At 65.5% G+C, this 22,771-nt stretch carries 24 protein-coding genes; 11 read left to right on the plus strand and 13 right to left on the minus strand.

Annotated elements, in window-relative coordinates; all coding sequences use genetic code 11:
• Positions 1-5: 5 nt before the first annotated feature.
• Positions 6-1,142 (minus strand): SRPBCC family protein, encoded by a 1,137-nt coding sequence (locus tag FHW64_RS09905; protein ID WP_184525518.1) that lies wholly within the window; start codon positions 1,140-1,142, stop codon positions 6-8.
• 192 nt (positions 1,143-1,334) lie between these two features.
• On the opposite strand from FHW64_RS09905, the gene xseB reads away from it, so the two are divergent.
• The 4 genes from xseB to FHW64_RS09925 all read left to right on the plus strand — a co-directional run bounded on the left by xseB (position 1,335) and on the right by FHW64_RS09925 (position 5,588).
• Positions 1,335-1,601 carry an exodeoxyribonuclease VII small subunit gene (xseB, locus tag FHW64_RS09910; protein WP_184525519.1) on the plus strand — a complete coding sequence of 89 codons (267 nt, stop codon included), beginning with the start codon at positions 1,335-1,337 and terminating at the stop codon, positions 1,599-1,601.
• The gene (locus FHW64_RS09915; RefSeq protein ID WP_184525521.1) at positions 1,598-2,518 is read left to right on the plus strand and encodes a polyprenyl synthetase family protein; all 921 of its coding nucleotides are present in this window, start codon (positions 1,598-1,600) and stop codon (positions 2,516-2,518) included. The genes xseB and FHW64_RS09915 overlap by 4 nt, the downstream gene beginning before the upstream one ends.
• A 15-nt stretch (positions 2,519-2,533) precedes the next feature.
• The gene (gene dxs, locus FHW64_RS09920; protein ID WP_184525523.1) at positions 2,534-4,420 is read left to right on the plus strand and encodes a 1-deoxy-D-xylulose-5-phosphate synthase; all 1,887 of its coding nucleotides are present in this window, start codon (positions 2,534-2,536) and stop codon (positions 4,418-4,420) included.
• A gap of 88 nt (positions 4,421-4,508) precedes the next feature.
• On the plus strand, positions 4,509-5,588 hold the full coding sequence (locus FHW64_RS09925; protein ID WP_184525525.1) for a TRAP transporter substrate-binding protein: 1,080 nt from the start codon (positions 4,509-4,511) through the stop codon (positions 5,586-5,588).
• A gap of 79 nt (positions 5,589-5,667) precedes the next feature.
• Here the strand turns inward: FHW64_RS09925 and FHW64_RS09930 are convergent, their stop codons facing one another.
• From FHW64_RS09930 to FHW64_RS09965, 8 genes are all read right to left on the minus strand, one after another.
• Positions 5,668-6,141 (minus strand): hypothetical protein, encoded by a 474-nt coding sequence (locus FHW64_RS09930; protein ID WP_184525527.1) that lies wholly within the window; start codon positions 6,139-6,141, stop codon positions 5,668-5,670.
• Positions 6,138-7,685 carry a TRAP transporter large permease subunit gene (locus FHW64_RS09935; protein ID WP_184525529.1) on the minus strand — a complete coding sequence of 516 codons (1,548 nt, stop codon included), beginning with the start codon at positions 7,683-7,685 and terminating at the stop codon, positions 6,138-6,140. Before FHW64_RS09935 ends, FHW64_RS09930 begins: the two co-directional genes overlap by 4 nt.
• 59 nt (positions 7,686-7,744) lie before the next feature.
• The gene (locus FHW64_RS09940) at positions 7,745-8,284 is read right to left on the minus strand and encodes a TRAP transporter small permease subunit (protein ID WP_184525531.1); all 540 of its coding nucleotides are present in this window, start codon (positions 8,282-8,284) and stop codon (positions 7,745-7,747) included.
• A 164-nt stretch (positions 8,285-8,448) separates the two neighbouring features.
• Entirely contained in the window at positions 8,449-9,171 is a 723-nt protein-coding gene (locus FHW64_RS09945; protein ID WP_184525533.1) for an ABC transporter ATP-binding protein, read from the minus strand.
• Positions 9,168-9,965 carry an ABC transporter ATP-binding protein gene (locus FHW64_RS09950; RefSeq protein WP_184525535.1) on the minus strand — a complete coding sequence of 266 codons (798 nt, stop codon included), beginning with the start codon at positions 9,963-9,965 and terminating at the stop codon, positions 9,168-9,170. Before FHW64_RS09950 ends, FHW64_RS09945 begins: the two co-directional genes overlap by 4 nt.
• Positions 9,962-10,825 (minus strand): branched-chain amino acid ABC transporter permease, encoded by an 864-nt coding sequence (locus FHW64_RS09955; RefSeq protein WP_184525537.1) that lies wholly within the window; start codon positions 10,823-10,825, stop codon positions 9,962-9,964. The genes FHW64_RS09950 and FHW64_RS09955 overlap by 4 nt, the downstream gene beginning before the upstream one ends.
• Positions 10,822-11,703, minus strand: a complete 882-nt coding sequence (locus FHW64_RS09960; RefSeq protein ID WP_184525539.1) for a branched-chain amino acid ABC transporter permease — start codon at positions 11,701-11,703, stop codon at positions 10,822-10,824. Before FHW64_RS09960 ends, FHW64_RS09955 begins: the two co-directional genes overlap by 4 nt.
• Positions 11,704-11,852: 149 nt before the next feature.
• Positions 11,853-13,019 (minus strand): ABC transporter substrate-binding protein, encoded by a 1,167-nt coding sequence (locus tag FHW64_RS09965; protein ID WP_184525541.1) that lies wholly within the window; start codon positions 13,017-13,019, stop codon positions 11,853-11,855.
• Between the two features lie 104 nt (positions 13,020-13,123).
• On the opposite strand from FHW64_RS09965, the gene FHW64_RS09970 reads away from it, so the two are divergent.
• Entirely contained in the window at positions 13,124-14,413 is a 1,290-nt protein-coding gene (locus FHW64_RS09970; RefSeq protein ID WP_184525543.1) for an SUMF1/EgtB/PvdO family nonheme iron enzyme, read from the plus strand.
• A gap of 18 nt (positions 14,414-14,431) precedes the next feature.
• On the opposite strand, the gene FHW64_RS09975 is transcribed toward FHW64_RS09970, so the two are convergent.
• Positions 14,432-15,532 (minus strand): substrate-binding domain-containing protein, encoded by a 1,101-nt coding sequence (locus tag FHW64_RS09975; protein ID WP_184525545.1) that lies wholly within the window; start codon positions 15,530-15,532, stop codon positions 14,432-14,434.
• Positions 15,533-15,656: 124 nt separating this feature from the next.
• On the opposite strand from FHW64_RS09975, the gene FHW64_RS09980 reads away from it, so the two are divergent.
• Genes FHW64_RS09980 through FHW64_RS09995 form a run of 4 tightly spaced genes read left to right on the plus strand, consistent with a single transcriptional unit; the run spans position 15,657 to position 18,781 of the window.
• Positions 15,657-16,406: an ABC transporter permease gene (locus FHW64_RS09980; protein ID WP_184525547.1), complete on the plus strand. Its 750-nt coding sequence runs from the start codon at positions 15,657-15,659 to the stop codon at positions 16,404-16,406.
• On the plus strand, positions 16,403-17,110 hold the full coding sequence (locus tag FHW64_RS09985; RefSeq protein ID WP_184525549.1) for a phosphate ABC transporter ATP-binding protein: 708 nt from the start codon (positions 16,403-16,405) through the stop codon (positions 17,108-17,110). Before FHW64_RS09980 ends, FHW64_RS09985 begins: the two co-directional genes overlap by 4 nt.
• The gene (locus tag FHW64_RS09990) at positions 17,107-18,027 is read left to right on the plus strand and encodes an extracellular solute-binding protein (RefSeq protein WP_260303731.1); all 921 of its coding nucleotides are present in this window, start codon (positions 17,107-17,109) and stop codon (positions 18,025-18,027) included. The genes FHW64_RS09985 and FHW64_RS09990 overlap by 4 nt, the downstream gene beginning before the upstream one ends.
• Positions 18,014-18,781 (plus strand): extracellular solute-binding protein, encoded by a 768-nt coding sequence (locus FHW64_RS09995; protein ID WP_184525551.1) that lies wholly within the window; start codon positions 18,014-18,016, stop codon positions 18,779-18,781. The genes FHW64_RS09990 and FHW64_RS09995 overlap by 14 nt, the downstream gene beginning before the upstream one ends.
• 3 nt (positions 18,782-18,784) lie before the next feature.
• Here the strand turns inward: FHW64_RS09995 and FHW64_RS10000 are convergent, their stop codons facing one another.
• Positions 18,785-19,252 carry a winged helix-turn-helix transcriptional regulator gene (locus FHW64_RS10000; protein WP_184525553.1) on the minus strand — a complete coding sequence of 156 codons (468 nt, stop codon included), beginning with the start codon at positions 19,250-19,252 and terminating at the stop codon, positions 18,785-18,787.
• 129 nt (positions 19,253-19,381) lie between these two features.
• Here FHW64_RS10000 and FHW64_RS10005 point away from each other — a divergent pair, with 129 nt between their 5' ends.
• Together FHW64_RS10005 and FHW64_RS10010 are read left to right on the plus strand one after the other, a co-directional pair.
• Positions 19,382-20,686, plus strand: a complete 1,305-nt coding sequence (locus FHW64_RS10005; RefSeq protein WP_184525556.1) for a D-amino acid dehydrogenase — start codon at positions 19,382-19,384, stop codon at positions 20,684-20,686.
• Positions 20,687-20,775: 89 nt separating this feature from the next.
• Positions 20,776-21,153, plus strand: coding sequence for a nuclear transport factor 2 family protein (locus FHW64_RS10010; RefSeq protein ID WP_184525557.1), 378 nt, complete (start codon positions 20,776-20,778; stop codon positions 21,151-21,153).
• Here FHW64_RS10010 and FHW64_RS10015 read toward each other — a convergent pair.
• Together FHW64_RS10015 and FHW64_RS10020 are read right to left on the minus strand one after the other, a co-directional pair.
• Positions 21,150-21,476, minus strand: a complete 327-nt coding sequence (locus tag FHW64_RS10015; protein WP_184525559.1) for a thioredoxin family protein — start codon at positions 21,474-21,476, stop codon at positions 21,150-21,152. The two genes, FHW64_RS10010 and FHW64_RS10015, sit on opposite strands and share 4 nt — an antisense overlap.
• 65 nt (positions 21,477-21,541) lie before the next feature.
• Positions 21,542-22,702 carry an ABC transporter substrate-binding protein gene (locus tag FHW64_RS10020; RefSeq protein WP_184525561.1) on the minus strand — a complete coding sequence of 387 codons (1,161 nt, stop codon included), beginning with the start codon at positions 22,700-22,702 and terminating at the stop codon, positions 21,542-21,544.
• Positions 22,703-22,771: the final 69 nt, after the last annotated feature.

Below are 22,771 nucleotides of genomic sequence, written 5' to 3' on the forward strand. Positions count from 1 at the left end.
GGGGCTTACGCCTTCATTTCGCGTCTGTACCACTCATGGAACTGCTGCATGCCGTCTTCCATGGGGCTTTGATAGGGGCCGCTCTCGTCGTCACCGCGCAGCATCAGTGCGCGACGGCCGGCGTCCATGCGCTCGGCGATCTCATCGTCCTCGACGCAGGTTTCCATGTAGGCAGCCTGCTGCGCTTCGACGAACTCGCGCTCGAAGGCGACGATTTCCTCGGGGTAGAAGAACTCGACCATGTTGAGCGTCTTCTGCGGGCCGATCGGATGCAGCGTGGACACCGTGAGCACGTGCGGATACCACTCGACCATGACGTGCGGGTAGTACGTGAGCCAGATCGCGCCGTACTTCGGCGGCTTGCCTTCGCGGTATTTCAGCAGTTGTTCCTGCCAGCGCTGATAGACGGGGCTGCCGGCGCGGCCGAGTCGGTTGGCGACGCCGACCGTCTGCACGGAATGGTGCCTGCCGAATTCCCAGCGCAGGTCGTCACAGGTCACGAAGCTGCCAAGGCCGGGATGGAAAGGTCCGACGTGGTAGTCCTCGAGGTAGACCTCGATGAAGGTCTTCCAGTTGTAGTTGCACTCGTGGAGCTCGACGCGATCGAGCGCGTAGCCCTCGAAGTCGAGGTCGGCGCGTGCGCCGAGATTCGCGAGGTCGGTGGCCACGTCACGACCGCCGGCACCGGAATTCTTCTCGAAGAGCAATCCGTTCCATTCGGTCAACGGATAGTTGTGGAGATTGAGGCAGGGGTCCTGCTCGAAGTGCGGTGCGCCGATGAGCGTGCCGGTCGTGCGCGGGTCTGCCGCCGCGTAGGTCCAGCGGTGGAGGGGGCAGATGATGTTGCCGCCGCTCGTCGGATCGATTTCGCCGCGGCCCTGGAGGATCAGTGCCTGGCGATGGCGGCACACGTTGGAAATCAGCTCCACGCCCTTGGGCGTGTGGACCAGTGCGCGGCCCTGGTGTTCCTGCGGCAGCGTGTGGAAGCTGCCTTGCTCGGGAACTGCCAGCCGGTGGCCCACATAACGCGGACCGGCGGCAAAGAGCGTTTGCATCTCGCGGGCGTAGAGCGCCTCGTCGAAATATGCGGAAACCGGAAGTTGGCTCGAAGCCTGCTGCAGTTGAAGACTTAAATCAGACATGGGTGACCTGACCAAGCTCCCCACAGGGAGAAAGAAAAACGGATGGCCGCCTTGAAAAGCGTGCGATGTCGCGCGGCGGCCCCAAAAGAAAATGGGTCAGCATTTGCCGGCCCGGAGAACTAAGGATTGTACCCGTCGGGATGAGATCGGGTCCCCGACTCTAAAATGTAGGGTTTCACCCACGATCGCCGCATGCCCAAGGTGCCTTCTTCCCCCCAGCCGGCCGAATCCGCCGCGCCCGACACCGGCGCGTTGCCGGCCACCTATGAAGCCGGCTTGCAGGAGCTCGAAAAACTCGTGACCGAACTCGAATCAGGCCAGTTGCCGCTCGATCAGCTGCTGGGCAGCTACCAGCGTGGCGCGGCGCTTCTGGCGTTCTGCCGCGACAAGCTGCAGGCGGTCGAAGACCAGATCAAGCTGCTCGACGCAGGCAGCCTCAAGGTCTGGACCGCCGAATGACGACGGCCTGTGAAACCCTGCGGTGGGATGCCGCCCGTCTGTCCTCGTGGAGCGAACCGCTGCTCGCCCGCGTCGAATCGGCCTTGTCCGAATGGGTCGGCGTCGATGCGCCGGTGCTTCTGGGCGACGCGATGCGCTATGCGGTGCTCGATGGTGGCAAGCGCCTGCGGCCGCTGCTGGTGCTGGCCGCCAGCGAAGCGGTTGGCGGTCACGCCGAAGCGGCGTTGCGCGCCGCCTGCGCGGTCGAACTGATTCACGCCTATTCGCTGGTGCACGACGACCTGCCATGCATGGACAACGACGTGCTTCGCCGCGGCAAGCCCACAGTGCACGTCAAGTTCGGCGAAGCCGATGCACTGCTGGCCGGCGATGCCTTGCAGGCGCTCGCGTTCGAATTGCTCACGCCGGATGGCACCAGCATTTCGCCGGTGGTGCAGGCGACGCTGTGCCGCCTGTTGGCGCGCGCCGCGGGCAGCCAGGGCATGGCTGGCGGTCAGGCGATCGACTTGGCCAGCGTCGGTGTCGCACTGACCGAAGCCGAGTTGCGCAACATGCATCGCCTCAAGACTGGCGCGCTGCTGCAGGGCAGCGTCGAGATGGGCGCGGCGTGCGGCAATACGCTTGCGCCGCAAACGCTCGCCGCATTGCGCGACTACGGCGCAGCCATCGGGCTCGCTTTCCAGGTGGTCGACGACATCCTCGACGTGATTGCCGATTCCGAAACGCTCGGCAAGACCGCGGGCAAGGACGCGGCGAGCGACAAGCCCACCTATGTTTCATTGCTCGGCCTCGACGGCGCGCGTGCACAGGCGCGCCAGTTGCTGGCCCAGGCCCTTGAAGCGCTGGATCGCAGCGCACTGGCCGACACGGGCGCGCTGCGCGCGCTCGCCCACATGGTCGTCGATCGCGATCGATAACGACAAGATTTGCACATGGCTCCGCTGCTCCCCACCATCCACGATCCCTCCCAGCTGCGGCAAATGGACCGCGCCCAACTCAAGCAACTCGCCGACGAGGTTCGGACCTGCGTGCTCGACAACGTCTCGCGCACCGGCGGACACCTCAGCTCGAATCTGGGCACGGTGGAGCTCACGGTTGCGTTGCACCACGTCTTCAACACGCCGCACGATCGCCTGGTGTGGGACGTGGGCCACCAGACCTATCCGCACAAGATCCTGACCGGCCGCCGCGAACGCATGCCTACGCTGCGCCAGCTCGGTGGCATCTCCGGCTTTCCGCAGCGCACCGAGAGCGAGTACGACACCTTCGGCACCGCTCATTCGTCGACCAGCATCTCTGCCGCGCTCGGCATGGCGCTGGCGGCACGGCAGAAGGGCGAGGACCGCCATTCGGTCGCGATCATCGGCGACGGCGCGCTCACCGCCGGCATGGCTTTCGAGGCATTGAACAACGCAGGCGTGTGCGACGACTGCAAGCTGCTGGTGATCCTGAACGACAACGACATGTCGATCAGCCCGCCCGTCGGTGCGCTCAACCGCTATCTCGCGCAGCTCATGAGCGGCAATTTCTACGCTGCAGCGAAGAACGTCGGCAAGAGCGTGCTGCGCGCCGCGCCGCCGCTCTTCGAGCTGGCAAAGCGCCTGGAGCAGCACGCCAAGGGCATGGTGGTGCCGGCAACGCTGTTCGAGCAGTTCGGCTTCAACTATGTCGGGCCGATCGACGGGCACGACATCGATTCGCTGGTGCCGACGCTCGAAAACCTCAAGCACCTTCGCGGTCCGCAGTTCCTTCACGTGGTCACGAAGAAGGGCCAGGGCTACAAGCTTGCGGAAGCCGATCCGGTGGCCTATCACGGGCCTTCCAAGTTCGATCCGGCCGTCGGACTCGTCAAGCCGGCAACCGCACCCAAGCAGACCTTCACGCAGGTCTTCGGAACCTGGTTGTGCGACATGGCCGCCAAGGACGGTCGCCTCGTCGGCATCACGCCCGCGATGCGCGAAGGCTCCGGCCTTGTCGAATTCGAGAAGCGCTTCCCCGAGCGCTACTACGACGTGGGCATCGCCGAGCAGCACTCGGTCACTTTCGCGGCCGGTCTGGCGTGCGAAGGGCTCAAGCCCGTTCTCGCGATCTATTCGACCTTCCTGCAGCGCGGGTATGACCAGCTCATTCACGACGTCGCGATCCAGAACCTGCCGGTCGTGTTCGCGCTCGATCGCGCAGGCCTGGTGGGTGCCGACGGTGCGACGCATGCGGGCGCCTACGACATCTCGTTCCTGCGCTGCATTCCGAACATGAGCGTGGCCTGTCCGGCGGATGAAGCCGAATGCCGCCAACTGCTCACCACCGCTTACGAGCAGAGCCACCCGGTGGCGGTCCGCTATCCGCGCGGCTCGGGCGCCGGTGTCACGCCGCCCCAGTCGCTCGATGGCCTGCCGTTCGGCAAGGGCGAGGTCCGCCGCGAAGGCCGCAAGATCGCGATCCTCGCCTTCGGTACGCTGCTCTATCCGGCTTTGAAGGCTGCGGAGTCGCTCGATGCGACGGTGGTCAACATGCGCTGGGCCAAGCCGCTCGATGTCGAGCTTTTGCTCAAGGTCGCAAGTTCGCACGAAGCACTGGTGACGGTTGAAGAGGGCGCGATCATGGGCGGCGCAGGCAGTGCAGTGCTCGAAGCTCTCCAGGCCGCAGGTCTGCAGAAGCCGGTGCTGCAACTCGGCCTGCCCGATCGCTTCATCGAGCATGGCGATCCGGCAAAGCTTCTGTCCGGCGTCGGCCTGGACGCCGAAGGAATCGAGCGTTCCATCACGCAGCGTTTCGACAGCGTGGTTTCCGCAGGGAAAACCCGCCCCGGCGTTGTGTAAGCACTTTTTACAATGACCGCTGACCGTTCTGGTCAGCGACGCTGCCACAAGCCGCGTTCTCGTTTTTCCAAGTCCCGGAGACAAATCAATGGATCGTCGTTCCCTCATCAAAAACGCAGGCATGGCCGGCGTTCTCGCCGCGGGCATCGCACCTGCGGTTCACGCGCAAGCTGCCGTGCGTTGGCGCCTCGCGTCGAGCTTCCCGAAGTCGCTCGACACCATCTATGGCACGGCCGAGACCTTCGCCAAGAGCGTGAGCGACATGACGGGCGGCAAGTTCCAGATTTCGGTCCATGCGGGCGGTGAGCTGATGCCGGCCTTCGGCGTGGTCGACGGCGTGCAGAACGCATCGGTCGAAATGGCGCACACCGCGCCGTACTACTTCTACGGCAAGGACCCGACCTTCTGCCTGGGCTGCGCAGTGCCCTTCGGCCTGAACACCCGCCAGATGAACGCATGGATGTACGAAGGCAACGGCCTGAAGCTCATGCGCGACTTCTACGCCAAGTACAACATCTACAACCTGCCGGGGGGCAACACCGGCGCGCAGATGGGCGGCTGGTTCCGCAAGGAAATCAAGTCGGTCGCCGACCTCAAGGGCCTGAAGTTCCGCACCAACCCGTTTGCCGGCCGCGTGCTCGAACCCTTCGGCGTGATTCCGCAGTCGATCCCTGGTGCCGACCTGTACCCCGCGCTCGAAAAGGGCACGCTGGACGCGCTGGAGTGGGTCGGCCCGTACGACGACCAGAAGCTCGGCTTCAACAAGGTCGCGCAGTACTACTACTACCCTGGCTGGTGGGAAGGCGGTCCGCAGCTGGACTTCTACATCAACACCAAGGCGTGGGAAGGCCTGTCGGCCGAGTACAAGGCGATCGTGTCGGCGGCGGCCGCGCAGGCCAACGTCGGCATGACCGCGAAGTACGACGCGCGCAACCCGGTCGCGCTGAAGCAGCTCGTGGGCTCGGGCACCAAGCTGCGCCCGTTCTCGAAGGACGTGATGGACGCGGCGTTCAAGTCGGCTCAGCAGATCTACGCCGACCTGAACAACACCAACCCCGAGTGGAAGAAGGTGTACACGGACTACGCCAAGTTCCTGGCCGACCAGAACGCCTGGTTCCGCTTCACGGAAGGCACCTTCGACCGCTTCATGCAAGCGCAGAAGCTGTAATCAGCCGGGCCCGAGGGCTCGCCAAGTCAAAAGGCCCTGCCGACGACGGCAGGGCCTTTTTCATTGGGGGTCCTGAAGTTCAGCTCTTGAAGTTGTGAGCGGCGACGCGGTGTGCGAACTCGGTCAACAACCGTGCATCCGCCGAATGGAACCATCCCACCGCGCCATTTCGCCGACGCACCAGTAGGCGCGGTGCGATCACTTGCTGAAGCCATGGCCAGTGCACGAGCTTGAGCTGCGCGACGTCGGATGCGCGTACGCGCTTGGTCCATAGCCAGGTCTGGATCAACTCGTCGCCTTCGAGGCGGGTGCGGCTGTTGACGATCCAGTAGCCCATCCAGCCGATGCACAGCGCGGCGAGGCCGAACAGCGCCATGCTGCCTGCGGTCCAAGATTCGCCGCGGAGCGCGGGCATGCTCCAGAGCCCGAACCCGATCAGGTCGACCACAAAGATGACTGCGAGGATCCGGACGAAGCGCGGATAGGCCGGGCTCTCGAGCGAGACCGGTGCGTCGTCCAGGGCAGGGGGGCTTTCGGCCCCGTTGTCACTCACTGCTTGGTGTCGCTACCCGGCGCCGGTGCGTCGGGCGTCGCAGGCGTCTCCGGCGTGCCGGGCGCTTCGGGCTCGGACTTCTGGTTGAACGGGTCTTCCATGTTCGCGCCGCTGTCGGGCTCGTTCTGCTCCGCGGGCATCTCCAGCTGCACCTTGTCCACGTCGACGACAACCTGCTTGTCGAGGAACACCGTGACCGTCTGCGGGAAGAAGATGACGATGCCGACCAGCAGCAGCTGCAGACCCACCCACGGCACCGCGCCGAGGTAGATGTCGCGCGACTCGATCTTGCGCGGCAGGGCGCCGTTCTTGAACAGGGTGTCGGCGATGCCGCGCAGATAGAACAGCGCGAAGCCGAAGGGCGGATGCATGAACGAGGTCTGCATGTTCACGCACAGCAGCACGCCGAACCACACCATGTCGATGCCCAGCTTGGCCGCGACCGGGCCGAGCATCGGCAGGATGATGAAGGCGATCTCGAAGAAGTCGAGGAAGAACGCCAGGAAGAAGACAAAGATGTTGACCGCGATCAGGAAGCCGATCTGGCCGCCCGGCAGGCCCGAGAGCATGTGCTCGATCCACTTCGCGCCGTCCACGCCCTGGAACACCAGCGAGAACATCCGCGAGCCGATCAGGATGAAGACCACCATGGCCGTGAGGCGCATGGTGCCGTCCATGGCTTCCTTGAGCATCTGCCAGTTCAGGCGGCGGTGGATCGCGGCGAGGATCAGCGAGCCGACCGCACCCATTGCGCCGGCTTCAGTCGGCGTGGCGATCGCGTGGTCCATGAAGGGCAGGCCGCCCATCGAGCCGAGCACCGCGAAGATCAGGATGGCCGAGGGGATGATGCCGCGCAGGCACTTGCCCCAGAGCGCCCAGCCCGACAGCGTGCGGGCCGAAGCGGGCACGCCGGGCACGTAGTCGGGACGGATGCGGCCGACCAAGAAGGTGTAGATCGCGAAGATCAGCACCTGAAGGATCGACGGACCCCAGGCGCCCTTGTACATCTGGCCCACATCGGTGCCGAGCTGGTCGGCCATGACGATCAGCACCAGCGACGGCGGTACGAGCTGCGTGATCGTGCCCGAGGCCGCGAGCACACCCGTCGAATAGCGCATGTTGTAGCCGTAGCGCATCATGATCGGCAGCGAGATCATCGCCATCGCGATCACCTGGCCGGCCACCGTGCCGGTGATCGCGCCGAGGATGAAACCGACGATGATCACCGAGTAGCCGAGGCCGCCGCGCACCGGGCCGAAGAGCTGGCCCATCGAGTCCAGCATGTCCTCGGCCAATCCGCATTTCTCCAGCACCGCGCCCATCAGCGTGAAGAACGGGATGGCCAGCAGCGTTTCGTTGGAGAGGATGCCGAAGACGTTCAGCGGCAGGTTGGCCATGAAGCCGGCCGGGAACCAGCCCATCTCGATGGCGTAGAAGCCGCTGAAGAGGCCGAGCGCGGCCAGCGAGAACGCGACCGGGAACCCGATCAGCATGATGACGACCAGCCCCGCGAACATGATGGGGGCGAAGTTTTCCATTTGCATTTTTTTATCCTGCGATGCGCGAGAGGCGGGCTAGCTCTGGTGGCTTTGGCGTTCGGTGCTCACTGCACCGGCTTCTCGTAGTGCGTGTCCATCTCGATGAGGCCTCGCAGGTAGGCGATGCGCTTGATGATCTCCGCCACGCCCTGCAGGAACATCGCGCCGAAGCCCAGCGGCATCATCAGTGCGGCGGGCCAGCGGATCAGGCCGCCGATGTTCCCGGACATCTCGCCGGTGCGCAGCATGTTGAGGAAGAAGGGGAAGGTCAGCCAGAACAGCAGGCCCATCACCGGCAGCAGGAAGAAGACCAGCCCGAAGAGGTCGACGTAGACCGGGCCGTTGCGCTTGAGCTTGCCGTAGATGATGTCGACGCGGACGTGCTCGTTGAGCTTCAGCACGATCGGCGCGCCGAGCATCACGGTCGCGGCGAACAGATACCACTGGATCTCGAGCCAGGCGTTGTTGCTGATGTCGAGGCCGTAGCGGATGACCGCATTGCCGGCGGAGATGACCGAGGCGGCGAGTACCGCCCAGGAGGCGACCTTGCCGAGCTGGGCGCTGATCCAGTCCACGGCGAGTGTGAATTTGAGGAAGGCTGACACTTTGTCTCCGGATGCGGAATCTCTTGTCTCGCGCCTTGTGGGCGCGAAGCCGTCGATGGTAACGCTCTGTTGCGAATTTTCTGGGGTCCGGAGAGGCTCTCGCCTTCAGGACTTCCCCAATACAGAAGCGCCGGAAACCGCGTCCGGAAGCAGTGCGGCGCGCCTCAGCCGCCGAGGTATGCGTCCTGGACCTTGGGGTTTCCGAGCAGTTCGTGACCGCTGCCGGACAACACGATCTTTCCGGTCTCGATCACATAGGCGCTGTCGGCGATCTTGAGCGCCTGCCGCACGTTCTGCTCAACCAGGAAGATCGTCAGCCCCGCCTTGTTGATCTCGCGCAGCGTGCGGAAGATGTCCTGCACGATGATCGGCGCGAGGCCCATCGACGGCTCGTCCAGCAGCAGCACGCGTGGCTTGGCCATCAGTGCGCGGCCGATCGCCAGCATCTGCTGCTCGCCGCCCGAGAGGTTGCCGGCGAGCCCGTCGGCCCGTTCCTTCAGCCGCGGGAACAGCGCATAGATGCGTTCGAGGTCGTCGGCACGCTGGGCACGGCCGTCACGGCGCGTGTAGGCACCGAGTTCGAGGTTCTCGCGCACGGTGAGCGTCGTCAGCGTCGCGCGGCCCTCGGCGACCTGCACCATGCCCGACGCAACGATGCGGTGCGGCGACAGGGCCGTCAGGTCCTGCCCATCGAGTACCACGCGCCCCGCCGCCTTCGCCACGAGGCCCGACAGCGCGAGCAGCGTGGTCGACTTGCCGGCACCGTTGGCGCCCACCAGCGTGGTGATGCGGCCTTCGTGCAGTTCGAAATCGATGCCCTTGACGGCTTCGATGTGGCCGTAGGCAACCCGCAGACCTTCGACTTTCAGAAACGGTGCTGCGCTCATGGCGTCGCCCCTTCGATCGTCGCTTCGTCTTCTTCGCGGCCGAGGTAGGCCTCGATCACCTGCGGATCGTTGCGGATCTGGTCGGGATTGCCGCGCGCGATGATGCGGCCGAAGTTCAGCACTGCGATGTGCTCGCACAAGCCCATCACGAAGCGCATGTCGTGTTCGATCATGAAGATGGTGTAGCCACGGCCCGCGATGTTGCGGATCTCGTGCATCAGTTCGGTCTTTTCGGTGCTGTTCATGCCCGCCACGGGTTCGTCGAGCAGCAGCAGCTTCGGGTCGGTCGCAAGGGCGCGCGCGAGTTCGAGCTTGCGCTGGTCGCCGTACGAGAGGTTGTCGGCCACGTCGTCGCCCTTGTGGTCGAGCCGGACCCACGAGAGCAACTCGCGTGCACGTTCGCGCGCGCGCTTTTCCTCGCCGCGGAACAGGCCCGTCCCCGCCAGCAGTCCGAGTGCGCCATAACGCAGCTTGGCGTGCATGCCGACCATCACGTTTTCGAGCAGCGACATCTCCTTGAAGATGCGGATGTTCTGGAACGTGCGAGCGATGCCTGCGCGCGTGATCTGGTGGGGCTTGAGGCCCGCGAGATCGCGCCCCTCGAAACGGATCGAGCCGCCGGTGGTCGGCAGCAGGCCCGTCGTCAGGTTGAAGACCGTGGTCTTGCCCGCGCCGTTGGGTCCGATGAGTCCGAAGACACCGCCCTTCGGCACTTCGAGATTGACCTCCTGCAGCACCTTGAGGCCACCGAAGTGGCGCGAGACGCCGTCGAGTTGGAGAAGCGGTGCCGTCATGCCGTCGCTCCCTTGCGTCCGAACCATTGGCGCAGGCGCGCAGGGTCCCAGATGCCCTTCGGCAGGAAGAGGACGATCAACACCAGGATCACCCCGTTGACCACCAGCCGGAAGTCGCCGAACGCACGCAGCGCCTCGGGCAGCACCGTGAGGATCACGCCGCCGAGCACGGGGCCGGTCAGCCCGTTGATGCCGCCGAGCACGGTCATCGTCAGGATGTCGACGCCACGGTCGAAGCCGTATTCGTTCGGTCCGATGAAGAAGGTCAGGTGCGCATTGAGCACACCGGCGAGACCCGCGATGGCGGCGCCCAGCACAAAGGCCAGCATCTTGTGTCCGCCGACGTCGATGCCCATCAGGCCCGCGGCGGTTTCGTCTTCCTTGATCGCCTCGAATGCACGGCCGACCTTGGAACGGCGCAGCCGCCACAACCCGAACAGCACCAGCACCACGGCGAGCAGCACATGCCACCACTGCGTGGCCTGCGGAATCCCGTTGAGGCCCAGCGCGCCGCCCGTGAGCGATTCGGCATTGAGCACCACGATGCGCACCACTTCGCCGAAGGCGAGCGTTGCCATAGCGAGGTACACGCCAGACAGCCGCAACGTCGGCTTGCCGATCACGAAAGCGACAAGCGCAGGCGCCGCCATGCCGGCCACGATCGCGACAGGGAAGGGCACGCCGTAGTTCATCGTCAGGATCGCCGAGGTGTACGCGCCGATGCCCATGAAAGCAGCATTCGCCATCGCCAGCATGCCGCACGACAGCGTGAGCCAGATCGAAAGCGCCAGCAGCGAATTGGTGCCCAGCGTGAGCACCAGGTTGCTGTAGACCGACCAGAAGTTCTCAAGCGCGCTCATACCTTGCGCTCCTGCACCGTGCCGAAGAGACCCTTCGGCCGCACCAGCAGCACCAAGAACAGCAGGCCGAACGCCACTGCATCACGCATCGTCGAGCCGATGTAGGCCACCGACAGCACTTCCGCGAAGCCGAGGAACAGGCCACCCAGCATCGCGCCGCGGATGTCGCCCATGCCGCCGAGGATGATCACCGCGATGCCCTTGTGCAGCATCGGCTGGCCCATGAGCGGGAAGACGGCGTTGGAATAGAGCCCGATCAGCACGCCAGCGAGCCCGCCCAGGGCAGCGGCAGCGAACGAGGTCAGGTAGAACAGCCCCTCGACATTGATGCCGAGCAGGTACGCGGCCTTCGGCGATTCGGCAATCGCACGCAGCGCGCGACCGAGTTGCGTGCGCTTCAGCGCCAGCATCAGCACCGCCATCAGCACGAACGACAGCAGGATGATCCCCAGCTCCAGCGCGGTGAGATGAATGCCGGCGAGATTCAGCGACTCGCCCGACACCGCGCCCGCGGGGAAACGCACGTTCTGCGCGCCGAAGATGCCCTGCACGCCGTTGTTGAGAATGATCGCCACGCCGATGGTGGCGATCATCGGAATCAGGTGAGGTGCATTGCGCGCGCGCAGCGGCTTGAGGACCAGGAAATCGATCAGCAGCCCCAGCAGGCCGCAAGTGAGAAACGCGAACAACAGTCCGATCCACAGCGGCAGATCGAAGTGCGTCATGATCTGCACGGCCGCGTAAGCGCCCACCATGAAGACCGCGCCGTGCGAAAGATTGATGACGCCGAGCACACCGAAGATCAGCGTGAAGCCCAGCGCGAAGAGGGCATAGACGCACCCGAGAGAGAGCGCGTTAACCAGTTGCTGTTCAAGCATCGTGGTTCCATTCAAAAAAACAAGAAGCGGGACCGGCAATGCCGGCTCCCGCCATCCAAGAAACACCGCGGAACCGGCTCCGCCGGGCCGCAGGTGTTGCCCCCAGCAGGGGGGTGCCCGAGCTACACGCAGTGAGCGAGGCTGGGGGGTTACTTAGTGATAACGAACTCGGAGCCCTTGGTCACGCTGACGATGGGGAGTTGCTGGGCGTCGTAGCCGGCGGGCTTGCCGCTCTTGTCGTTGGCGCGGCGGAACTGGAACGCACCGGTTGCGCCGGTGTGCTTCACGGCCGGCAGCGCTTCACGCACCGCTGCGCGATCAGCCGCGAGGTCACCGCTGACCTTGACGTTCTTGAGCGCCTGGGCAGCGATGTACATCGCGTCATAGGCCTGCGCTGCGAACTGGTCCGGCGCCATCTTGAACTTCTCGGTGTAGGCCTTGATGAACTTCGTGTTCTCGGGCGTGGCGTTGCTGGACGACCAGGGGCTGCCCACGTAGAGGTTGTCCGACTGGCCCTTGGCGAGTTCGAAGATCTTTACCGAGTTCATGCCGTTGCCGCCGATGATCGGCACGTTCAGGCCGAGCTGGCGGGCCTGCACCATGATCGGCGCGCCTTCGGCGAGCAGTGCCGACAGCACGATCGCATCCGCGCCGCTGGCCTTGATCTTGGTGAGTTGGGCCTTGAAGTCCACGTCGCCCTTGGCGAAGGTCTCGGTGGTGGTCACCGGGATCTTCAGGTCGTCGAGCGCCTTCTTGAAGTTGTCGTAGCCACTCTTGGTGAACACGTCATCGTTGCCGTAGAGCACGGCGACCTTCTTGATGCCGGCGTTCTTGACGGCGGTCTTGATCGTCTCGGGCAGCACGTCGGCTTCGGTCACCGAGTTGCGGAAGATGTAGTCGCCGATCGAGGTGATGCCGTCAGCCGTGTTGGACGTACCGAAGGCCACGGTCTTCGCGGCTTGCGCGATCGGGTCGGCGGCCTGCGCGGAGTTGGACAGCGTCGGGCCGAAGACCATCAGCACCTTGTCCTGGAAGATCAGTTTCTTGAAGACGTTGATCGCCTCTTCCTTCTTGCCTTGCTCGTCGGCCACGACCAGCTCGATCTTGTTGCCGTTGATGCCGCCCGCGGCGTTGATCTCGGCGACGGCCAGTTCAAAGCCATTGCGGATGGCGGTGCCGTACTGGGCTGCGCCGCCGGACAGGGCTTCGGCCACGCCGATCTTCAGGTCGGCCGCCTGTGCAGCAGGACCAAATGCCGTGAACGCCGCGAATGCCGCGACGGCGAGCAGCGAGTTCTTGAGGGGGAAGCGTCTCATGATGGAGAGTTCTTTCAGGTCAGGGAGAGAGAGGGCGCATATTTTATAAGTGGGGTGGAAAGGCTCGCTTGACGCGCACAGTGTGCGGATCCTCATAATTCCCGATGCCCTCCAGCTCGTCGTCCTCGGCGCCTTTCAGCACATCCGGCTCGCCCCAGGCGATCGATTCGCCCGACATGTGCCGCGCGGGCCGCGACGTCCTGTCGCTGGCATTGATCGATGCGCGCAACCACACGCTTCACCTGCTGTCGCTCTACGAGCAGGCACTCGGTTCTGCAACGCTCGCGATGCCCCGCGTCGAGGGTGTCGATCCGCCGGTCTGGCTGGCCGGACAGATCGGCTGGTTCGCCGAATGGTGGATCGCGCGCAATACGCAGCGCGCGTTCGGCGCCGAGTGCCCGGTGCGCCCCACGCGGCTCGCGGCGATCGAGCCGAACGCCGATGCGTGGTGGAACCCGTCGCAGGTCGCGCAAGCCGATCGATGGTCGCCCGACATGCCCGATCTCACGCAGACCAAGGCCTACCTGCTCGAAACCCTCGAGATCACGCTGGAGCTGCTCGAACACGCCGCGGAGACCGATTCGGGCCTTTACTTCTACCGCCTCGCGCTGTTCCACGAAGACCTGTGCGGCGAACAGCTCGTGGTGATGGCGCAGACGCTCGGCCTGCGACTGGGTGTCGAACTGCCGCCGGCCCCGGTCGGCCGCCAGCCGCTCTTGATGCCGGCGACGGCGTGGGAGCTCGGCATTTCCGCGCCCGGTTTCGCATTCGCGCAGGAACACGGTGCCGAGCGCGTCGATGTGCCGGAATTCGAGATTGATGCGCAGCCGGTCACCTGGAGCCAGTTCGTGGAGTTCGTCGATGACGGCGGCTACGACCGGCCCGAACTCTGGCGACCGGAAGGCCAGGCGTGGCTTGCCGCCCAGATCGAAGGCCGGCGTGGTCCGCGCCATGTCGAGCAGATCGGATCGACACGCGAGGGCGGCGGCTCGGTGCTCCAGCAGCGCTTCGGTCGGACGATCCGTGCCGCAGACAACCAGAGCGTTGTGCATGTGAGCTGGTGGGAAGCCGACGCCTGGGCGCGCTGGGCCGGCCGCCGGCTGGCGACCGAGGTCGAATGGGAGATCGCGGCGCACTCCGCGATGAACCGTGGCTTTCGGTGGGCGGACGTGCACGAATGGACCGCGGGGACTCTGCGACCCTTTACAGGATTCCGCGTCGATCCGTGGAGCGAAGGTTCGGTCTTCGATCCGCAACCGGCCTTCGGACGTGCGCGTGTGCTGCGCGGTGCGTCATTCGCGACGCGTGCGCGATTGCGCTCACCCAAGCGCCGTAGCTTCGCGGCGCCCGATCGCGACGATGGCTTTTTCGGCTTCAGGACCTGCACGCTCTGAGCGTTGCAGGCACCGGCCTCAGCCCGACTTCTTCGGCTTGAAGCTCCACCACGGCAGCAGCCGGCTCAGCGATTGCACGTTGCCGCTGTCCGCGTTCTCGTAGCCCGGCAGGGTGCCGAGTTGGTGCTGCCAGGCGGCGCCACGCAGCAGTGTCAGCAGGGCCTGGATCGCCGGCTGGTCCAGCGCTGACTTGAGACAGGCGAGGTGGTAGCGCTCGTGGACCAGCGGGACGAAGCTCAGGCCCATCGCTCGCGCGGCTGATTCGATGCCGAGGCCCACATCGACCTGGCCCGATGCGATCGCGTGCGCCACCGCGGTGTGCGAAGGCTCGTTGTACTCGTAGCCGGTGATGGCGTCGGCATGGAGCCCTTCGCGTTCCAGCAGTTCATCGAGCAGTACGCGCGTGCCGGTGCCCAGCGGGCGGTTCACATAGCGCACCCGTCGTTGGGCGACATCACGAAGGGTCTGGAGCCCCAGCGGATTGCCAGGCGCGACGATCAACCCCTGCGTGCGCCGTGCAAAACCGACCAGCTTGTGCAGACCGGGCTTGAGCAGCGGCTTGTAGGTGCGCTGCGCGAGCGATCCGTTCGGCGAATGTTCGAGCGTATGGAAGCCGGCCAACACGCAGCGTCCCTGGTTCAGCGCGCTGATGGCATCGACGCTGCCGGTGAAGCGGATGTCGAGCTGCAGCCGCGCGGTTGCTGCCGCGTGGCCGCGGAGAAGGACCAACGCATCGTCATGGCTCGCGTGCAGGCTCAGCACGTGCGTGCTGTCGTCGAAGGCAAGCGCGAAAGCGCGTTCGAGGTCGGCGTGGAGGGCCTCGATCTGCGGCGCGAGCCGGGCCTGCGCCTGTCGCTCGGCCCAGAGGAGCTTGTCGCCGAACTCCGAGAGCTGTGCCGACCGCCCCTGCTCGCCGGTGACCAGCGCATGGCCGAGCAGTTCTTCCCACCGGCGCAACTCGCCCCATACGTGGCGGTACGAAAAGCCCAGTGAACGTGCCGCGGCCGAGATGGACCCGTGTTCGCGCACCGCGTGCAGCAGTTCCATGAGCGGGTTGCGGATCAGCGCGCGACCGCTTCGGCGCGGTGCGAGGGCGTAGGAGAGTTCGATCTGGTGCACTTGGAGGGGGAGGAGCCGGGAGCCGCGAGGATTATGCAAATGCAATCCCTGACTTATGAAGTGAATTGCACAAGTTGCGGTCGCAAATTGCTACACACTGCCCCGCGTTTCAGTTTCACCACGAATGAACACTTTCACGGACAGCGTCGTCGCCGCAGGCGGACTCCTCGTTTCTGGCGACCCGGTCTTGCTGGCGATCGTCGGCCGCTCGCTAGCGGTCAGCGCGCTCGCTTGCGCGCTTGCCTGCGGTCTCGGTCTGATGCTGGGGGCATGGATCGCGGTCACGCGCTTTCCGGGGCGGGCGCTGCTGCTCACCGTGCTCAACACTCTGCTCGCGCTGCCTTCCGTGGTGGTCGGGCTGGTGATCTACCTTCTGCTCTCGCGTTCCGGGCCGCTCGGCTTTCTCGGCTGGCTGTTCAGCTTCAAGGCGATGGTGCTGGCGCAGACGATCCTTGTCCTGCCGGTCGTCACCGCGCTGACGCGGCAAACCATCGAGGATGCCGATCGGGCGCACGGCGAACAGTTGCGCTCGCTCGGCGCCAGCCCATTTGCACGCGCGCTGCTGCTCGTTGCGGACGAGCGCTATGCATTGACCACCGTCGTGATCGCCGCCTTCGGCCGCGCGGTGTCGGAGGTCGGCGCGGTGATGATCGTCGGCGGCAACATCGACGGCTTCACGCGCGTGATGACCACCGCGATCGCGCTCGAGACCAGCAAGGGCGACCTGCCGCTGGCGCTCGCGCTGGGCTTCGTGCTCCTGGCCGTGGTGCTGGTGCTCAACCTTGCGATCGCGGCACTGCGCACCTGGCGCGAGCACGTCGATGGCGGCGCGGCCGATCCCGCGATCACGCGACATCTGGAGGTGACGTCGTGAGCCGGTTCGCGAGCGCCGAGCCGCTCTTCAGCCTGCACGACATTGATGTGCGCTTCGGGCGCGTGCTGGCCCTGTGCGGCGCCACGCTGACGATCCACGCGGGAGAGCGCGTTGCGCTGATCGGTGCGAATGGCAGCGGCAAGAGCACCTTGCTGCGCGTGCTGCACGGACTGGTGCCGCATTCCCGGGGTGCTTTCGTCAGCCGCGCGCCGCTGCGGCGGCAGGCGATGTTGTTCCAGCGGCCGCACATGCTGCGGGCGAGCGTGCGCAACAACATCGCGCTCGCACTCTGGCTGCACGGCGCACCCTGGCGCAATGCGCAGCGCGAGGCCACCGTGGCGCTGGCGCGCGTCGGTCTTGCCGATCTCGCGGACCGCAATGCCCGCACGCTGTCGGGCGGCCAACAGCAGCGGATGGCGCTGGCGCGCGCATGGGTGCTGCAGCCGGACGTGCTGCTGCTCGACGAACCCACCGCCAGCCTCGACCCCACTGCCAAGCGGGACGTCGAGACGCTCATTGCCGAAGCGGTGCACGGCCGCACGCTGGTGTTTGCAAGTCACAACCTGGGGCAGGTCAAGCGGCTCGCGAGTCGCGTGGTCTACCTCGAGCACGGCCGGCTGCTGGCCGACCTGCCTGTCCAGGATTTCTTCAACGGGCCCTTGCCCCATGAAGCGCGTCTATTCGTCAAAGGAGAAGCGATATGACACTCACCCCCATGCGCCCTCGGCGCTCCCCCTCTCCGGGGGCAATCCCAGCGGCCCGGCAAAGCCGGTTCCGCGGGATTCCCCGGATTGGCCGTGCCGGTCTGCATGCGTTGATTGCCTCGGGCGCGATCGTTCTTTCGCTGGCCGCGAACGCCGAGACCATCACCATGGCGTCGACCACCTCGACCGAGCAGTCCGGCCTCTTCGGCCATCTGCTGCCTGCGTTCAAGCAGGCCTCCGGCATCGACATCAAGGTGGTCGCGGTCGGTACCGGGCAGGCCATCGACATGGCCAAGCGCGGCGACGCCGACGTGCTGTTCGTGCACGACACGGCCGCAGAAGAGAAGTTCGTCGCGGAGGGCTTCGCGGCTAAGCGCTTTCCGGTCATGTACAACGACTTCGTCCTGATCGGCCCGAAGGGCGATCCGGCCGGAACGAAGGGCAACGACATCGTCGCCGCACTCAAGAAGATCGCTGCAACGAATGCGCCTTTCGTCTCCCGCGGCGACAAGAGCGGCACCGACGCCGCCGAGCGCCGCCTGTGGACGCAGACCGGCCTTGCCGAAGCGGGTCAGCCAGTGCCCAACGAAAAGAAGGGCACGGGCTACAAGGAATGCGGCTGCGGCATGGGGCCGGCACTCAACATGGCGGCTTCGACGGGTGCCTACGTGCTGGCCGACCGCGGGACATGGCTCAGCTTCAAGAATCGCGCCGACCTCGCGGTGCTGGTGGAGGGCGATAAGCGCCTGTTCAACCAGTACGGCGTGATGGTCGTGAGCCCGACGAAGTTTCCGCAGCTCAATAGCGCGGGCGCGCAGAAGTTCGTGGACTGGGTGACATCGCCTGCGGGGCAGTCGACCATCGCTGCCTACAAGATCGGCGGGGAACAGCTGTTCTTCCCCAATGCGGAACGCTGAGATCGACGGAACAGCAGAGATCGCGGTCTTTGCGGCCGGAAGTCTGCGTGGCCCGCTCACGCAGGCCGCGCGCGATTTCGAGCAGGTGCATCCGGGCACGCGCATCACACTGACCTTCGGTGCGTCGGGCTTGCTGCGGGATCGCATCGCGGGCGGCGAGAAGGCCGACATCTTCGCGTCCGCCAATATGGCCCATCCGCAATCGCTGGCCGAGACCGGCGATTGGGGACCGACCCGTACCTTCGCGCGCAATGCGTTGTGTGCGCTTGCGCGGCCAGGGCTTGCCGTGACGCCCGAGACGTTGGTCGCGACCATGCTCGATCCGCGGATCAAGCTCGGCACCTCGACGCCGAAGGCGGACCCTTCCGGCGACTACGCGTTCGAGCTGTTCGAGAAGGTCGAGCGCACCGGTACCGCGCCCGCCGGCTCCGCCAGGATGCTCGCCGGCAAGGCGCTGCAGTTGACCGGTGGCCCGAACTCACCGGCGCCGCCGGCCGGACGCAATGTCTACGGCATGTTGGTCGCGAGCGGGCAGGCCGATGTCTTCCTCACCTACTGCACCAACGCGGTCGTCGCGATCGGCGAGGAGCCCGGCCTGCAGCGCATCGATGTACCCGATCCGGTGAACGTGAGCGCCGAGTACGGCCTGGCCGTGCGGACCGGTGCCCAAGCCGCAGCGGCCGCCTTTGCCGACGATCTGATCCATGGCGCGGGGCAGGCGCTCTTGCGCGCGGCCGGCTTTCTCGGGCCCTGAGCTTCAGCGGTCGACCGGCAGGTAGAGGCTTTCCTTGACCTCTTCCATCACCACGTAGCTGCGCGACTCGGCGGTGACCGGGAGCTTCTTCAGCAGGTCGCCGAGCAGGTTCCGGTAATCGCTCATCGCACGCAGCCGGGCCTTGATGAGGTAGTCGAAGCCGCCGGAGACGAGGTGGCATTCCATGACTTCGGGGATGTGCATCAGCTCCTGGCGAACCTTGTCGAACACATCGCCCGACTTGGAAGAGAGCGTGACTTCGACGAACACCAGCAGCGACTTGCCCAGCGCCTGCGGATCGACGCGCGCGTAATAACCGGTGATGACGCCTTCGCGCTCCATGCGGCGCACGCGCTCGGAGCAGGGCGACGTCGACAGGCCGATCTGCTCGGCCAGATCAGTCATCGAAATGCGTCCCTGGCGCTGCAGGATGTCGAGGATTTTTCGGTCCGTTCGGTCGAGGTCGGCCATTTCACTGCTCCAAGGCCCAAAGCGGCAAAACATCAGTAAAAACAACTGACGCACTGGGAAATTTCGGCGAAGTTTATGGCAATTGGGGGGCTACGCTTAGCTCATTTCCTGCATTGAATGGGCTAAGCGATGAAAGTGATCGTTCTGGGCGGCGGTGTCATCGGTGTCACGACCGCGTACTACCTTGCCAAGGCCGGCGCCGAGGTGACCGTGCTCGACCGCCAGAGCGGCCCCGCGCAGGAAACCAGCTTCGCCAACGCCGGGCAGGTCTCCCCTGGCTACTCCACGCCGTGGGCTGCGCCGGGCATCCCTTTCAAGGCGCTCAAGTGGATGTTCCAGAAGCACGCGCCGCTGTCGATCCGTCCGGACGGCACGCTGTTCCAGTTGCGCTGGATGGCGTCGATGCTCAAGAACTGCTCGCCCGAGCGCTATGCGGTCAACAAGGAACGGATGATGCGCGTGGCCGAATACAGCCGCGACTGCCTGCGCGCGCTGCGTGCCGAAACCGGTGTGCGCTATGAGCACCGCACGCAAGGCACGCTGCAACTCTTCCGCACGCAGGCGCAACTCGATGCGGTGCAGCGGGACGTGGCGGTGCTCGAAGAATGCGGCGTGCCGTATCAACTGCTCGATCGCGATCAGCTCGCTTCGGTCGAACCGGCGCTGGCTCGCACCGGCAATCTCCTGGCCGGTGGTCTGCGCCTGCCGAATGACGAAACCGGCGACTGCAATCTCTTCACGAAGGGCCTCGCCGATGTCGCGCGTGGGCTCGGCGTCAACTTCCGCTTCGATCAATCGGTCGAGCGGCTCGTGACGGACGGCGCCCGGATCATTGGTGTCCGTCTTGCCAATGGACATGTGCTCACCGCCGACCGCTTCGTGCTCGCCTTCGGCAGCTATTCGCGCGACTTCATTGCGCCGCTGGGGCTCGACATCCCGGTGTATCCGGTCAAGGGTTACTCGCTGACCGTGCCGCTGGTTGATCCCTCGCTGGCACCGCAATCGACCGTGCTCGACGAAACCTACAAGGTGGCGGTCACGCGCTTCGACGATCGCATCCGCGTCGGCGGCATGGCCGAGCTCGGAGGCTTCGACCTGCGGCTGAACCCGCATCGCCGTGAGACGCTGGAGCGCGTCGTGACCGATCTCTTCCCCGGCGGCGATCTGCCGCGCGCCACCTTCTGGACCGGCCTGCGCCCGATGACGCCCGACAGCACGCCGATCGTCGGTGCGACGCCGTATGCGAACCTGTTCCTCAACACCGGCCACGGCACGCTCGGCTGGACGATGGCTTGCGGCTCCGGCAAGGTGGTTGCCGATCAGGTGATGGGCCGGCGTCCGGACATCCGCACCGATGGCCTTTCGGTCGATCGCTATCTCGCGCCGGCTTCCGGCGGGCGGCGCATCGTGCGGCCGGCGGGTGTGCCTGCATAACCTCCCACGTCATCGACCGGCGGCGGGCTCGCGGCGACCATTCATTCACCCCGCGCTGTTGCGGGTGTTGAACACCGAAAGGACTCGCCATGAACACCGCCACCCCCGATGCCGTCAAGCTCGCCGAGCAGTACATCGCCGTCTGGAACGAGAAGGATGAGGATCGCCGCCTGAGCTTGCTGCAGGCGAACTGGACCGACGATGCAAGCTATGTCGATCCGATCATGCAGGCCAGCGGTCGCACGCAGATCAGCGCGCTCGTCGGCGGCGTGCACCAGCGCTATCCGGGCTTTCGCTTTGCGCTCAAGGGCCGTGTGGACGGCCACGGCGACCAACTGCGCTTTTCATGGACGCTCGGCCCGAGCGGCGCCGAGGACATGATCGAAGGCACGGACTTCGTGCAGCTCGAGGCCGGCAAGCTGCAAAGCGTGACCGGCTTCCTGGATAAGGTGCCAGCCGGGGCCTAGTGCTTCGCGGCTGCGGCCTGTTCGAGTTCGCGGCGGATGGTCGCGGCGCTCTCGGGGCGCACCACGCGCCCGACTTCCAGGCCGTCGCGCATGAAGACGAGCGTTGGCCAAAGCTTGACGTTGAAAGATCGTCCGAGCGGCCGTCCGCTTGCGTCTTCGACCTTCAGGTGCCGCAAGTGCTGCGCGTCGCTCAACGCCTCGTTGATCGCAGGTTGCGCCGCCTTGCAGATGCCGCACCAGTTGGCGCCGAATTCGACCACGGTGAGACCGGGCATTGCGTCGACTTCGGCGCGGGAAGGTTGTTCGGTTGCGTATGAACTCATCGCCTGATTCTGCTTGAGGGGCTCGAATCGCGCTCGTCCGACGCCGGCGGGTCGCCGCGTGGGAGTTAGCTGATCAGTCGGCCGTTGGTGCTGATCACCGCCACGTCGACGAACTGGTTGCCTTCGCGGTTGGTCTTGCCGAAGTTGATCTTCACGCCGCCGAGGTCGAAGGCTTCGATGCGCTCCATCCCCGCGAGCACCGCAGCGCGCGTGGGCGCCGGCCCGGCGCGGCGCAGGCCTTCGGACAGCACGGCGGCATCCATGTAGCCCTCCAGGCTGGGCAGCGAGAAGTCCTTGGTGCCGTTGGCGATCATGTCGGCCTGGTAGCGCCGAACGATCTCGAACTTGGTCGCGTAGGGCGAGGGCACGACCATCGCGAAGCCGAGGCCGTGCGCGAGATCGCCCATCGCGCTGAGCGATCCGGCGGTGATCGAGAGGCCGTAGCAGCTGCTCTTGCCACCCGCGGCGCGCAACGCCTTCACGAAGGCCGGCGCGGTGCCGGCGAGGCCGATGATGACGATCTGCGGGCTCGCTTCGGCAATCTGGCGCGCCGCCGGCTCGACTTCCATGCTGATGGTGCTCGGCGTGCTCGCGATCACCGCCGGTTCGAGCTTGACCTTGGCCAGCGCGGCCTTGTAGCCCGCGAGCAGCGACTGGCCGAGCGGATCGTTCGAATAGACGATACCGATGCGCGACTGGCCGAGCACCGCCGCGGTGGCGATGAGCTTGTCGATTTCCTGGTCGTAGTTCGCGCGGACCCAGAAGGTGTTCGGATTGGCCTTCTTGCGCAGCGACACGGTGCCGGTGTTCGGACCCACCACGGCCATGCCCGGAACTGCGTCGCTGACTTCCGCCGCCTGGCGCGTGCCCAGCGGGTGCAGCATGGCCAACACCGAGCTGTCGGCTGCGAAGGAGAGGGCGTTGGCCTTGGCGAGATCGGGCTTGAACTGGTCGTCGGCCATCACCAACTCGACCTTCGTACCGTTGATGCCGCCGGCGCGGTTCAGTGCGTTGAAATAGGCGCTCGACCCGATGAACAGGCCGGTTCCGTTGGCCTTCTCGACGCTGCTGTTGTCGAAGGTGGCGCCGATCCGGATGGCCTTGGATTGCGCGAAGGCCGGTGATCCCAGCCCGGCGATGGCGGCAGCGCCTGCCAGCCTGCCGATGACTTGGCGACGCGTCGGCTTTGGCGACAGGTCGAAGGTACGGGCCTTGGAATCACTCATGGTCGACGTCCCCAGGGCATGCGACAAAGAGGCATGCGGAAGTTTTAACAACTTCTGACAATAGCAACA

Source organism: Variovorax sp. Sphag1AA (genome assembly GCF_014192575.1).
GTDB lineage: Bacteria > Pseudomonadota > Gammaproteobacteria > Burkholderiales > Burkholderiaceae_C > Variovorax.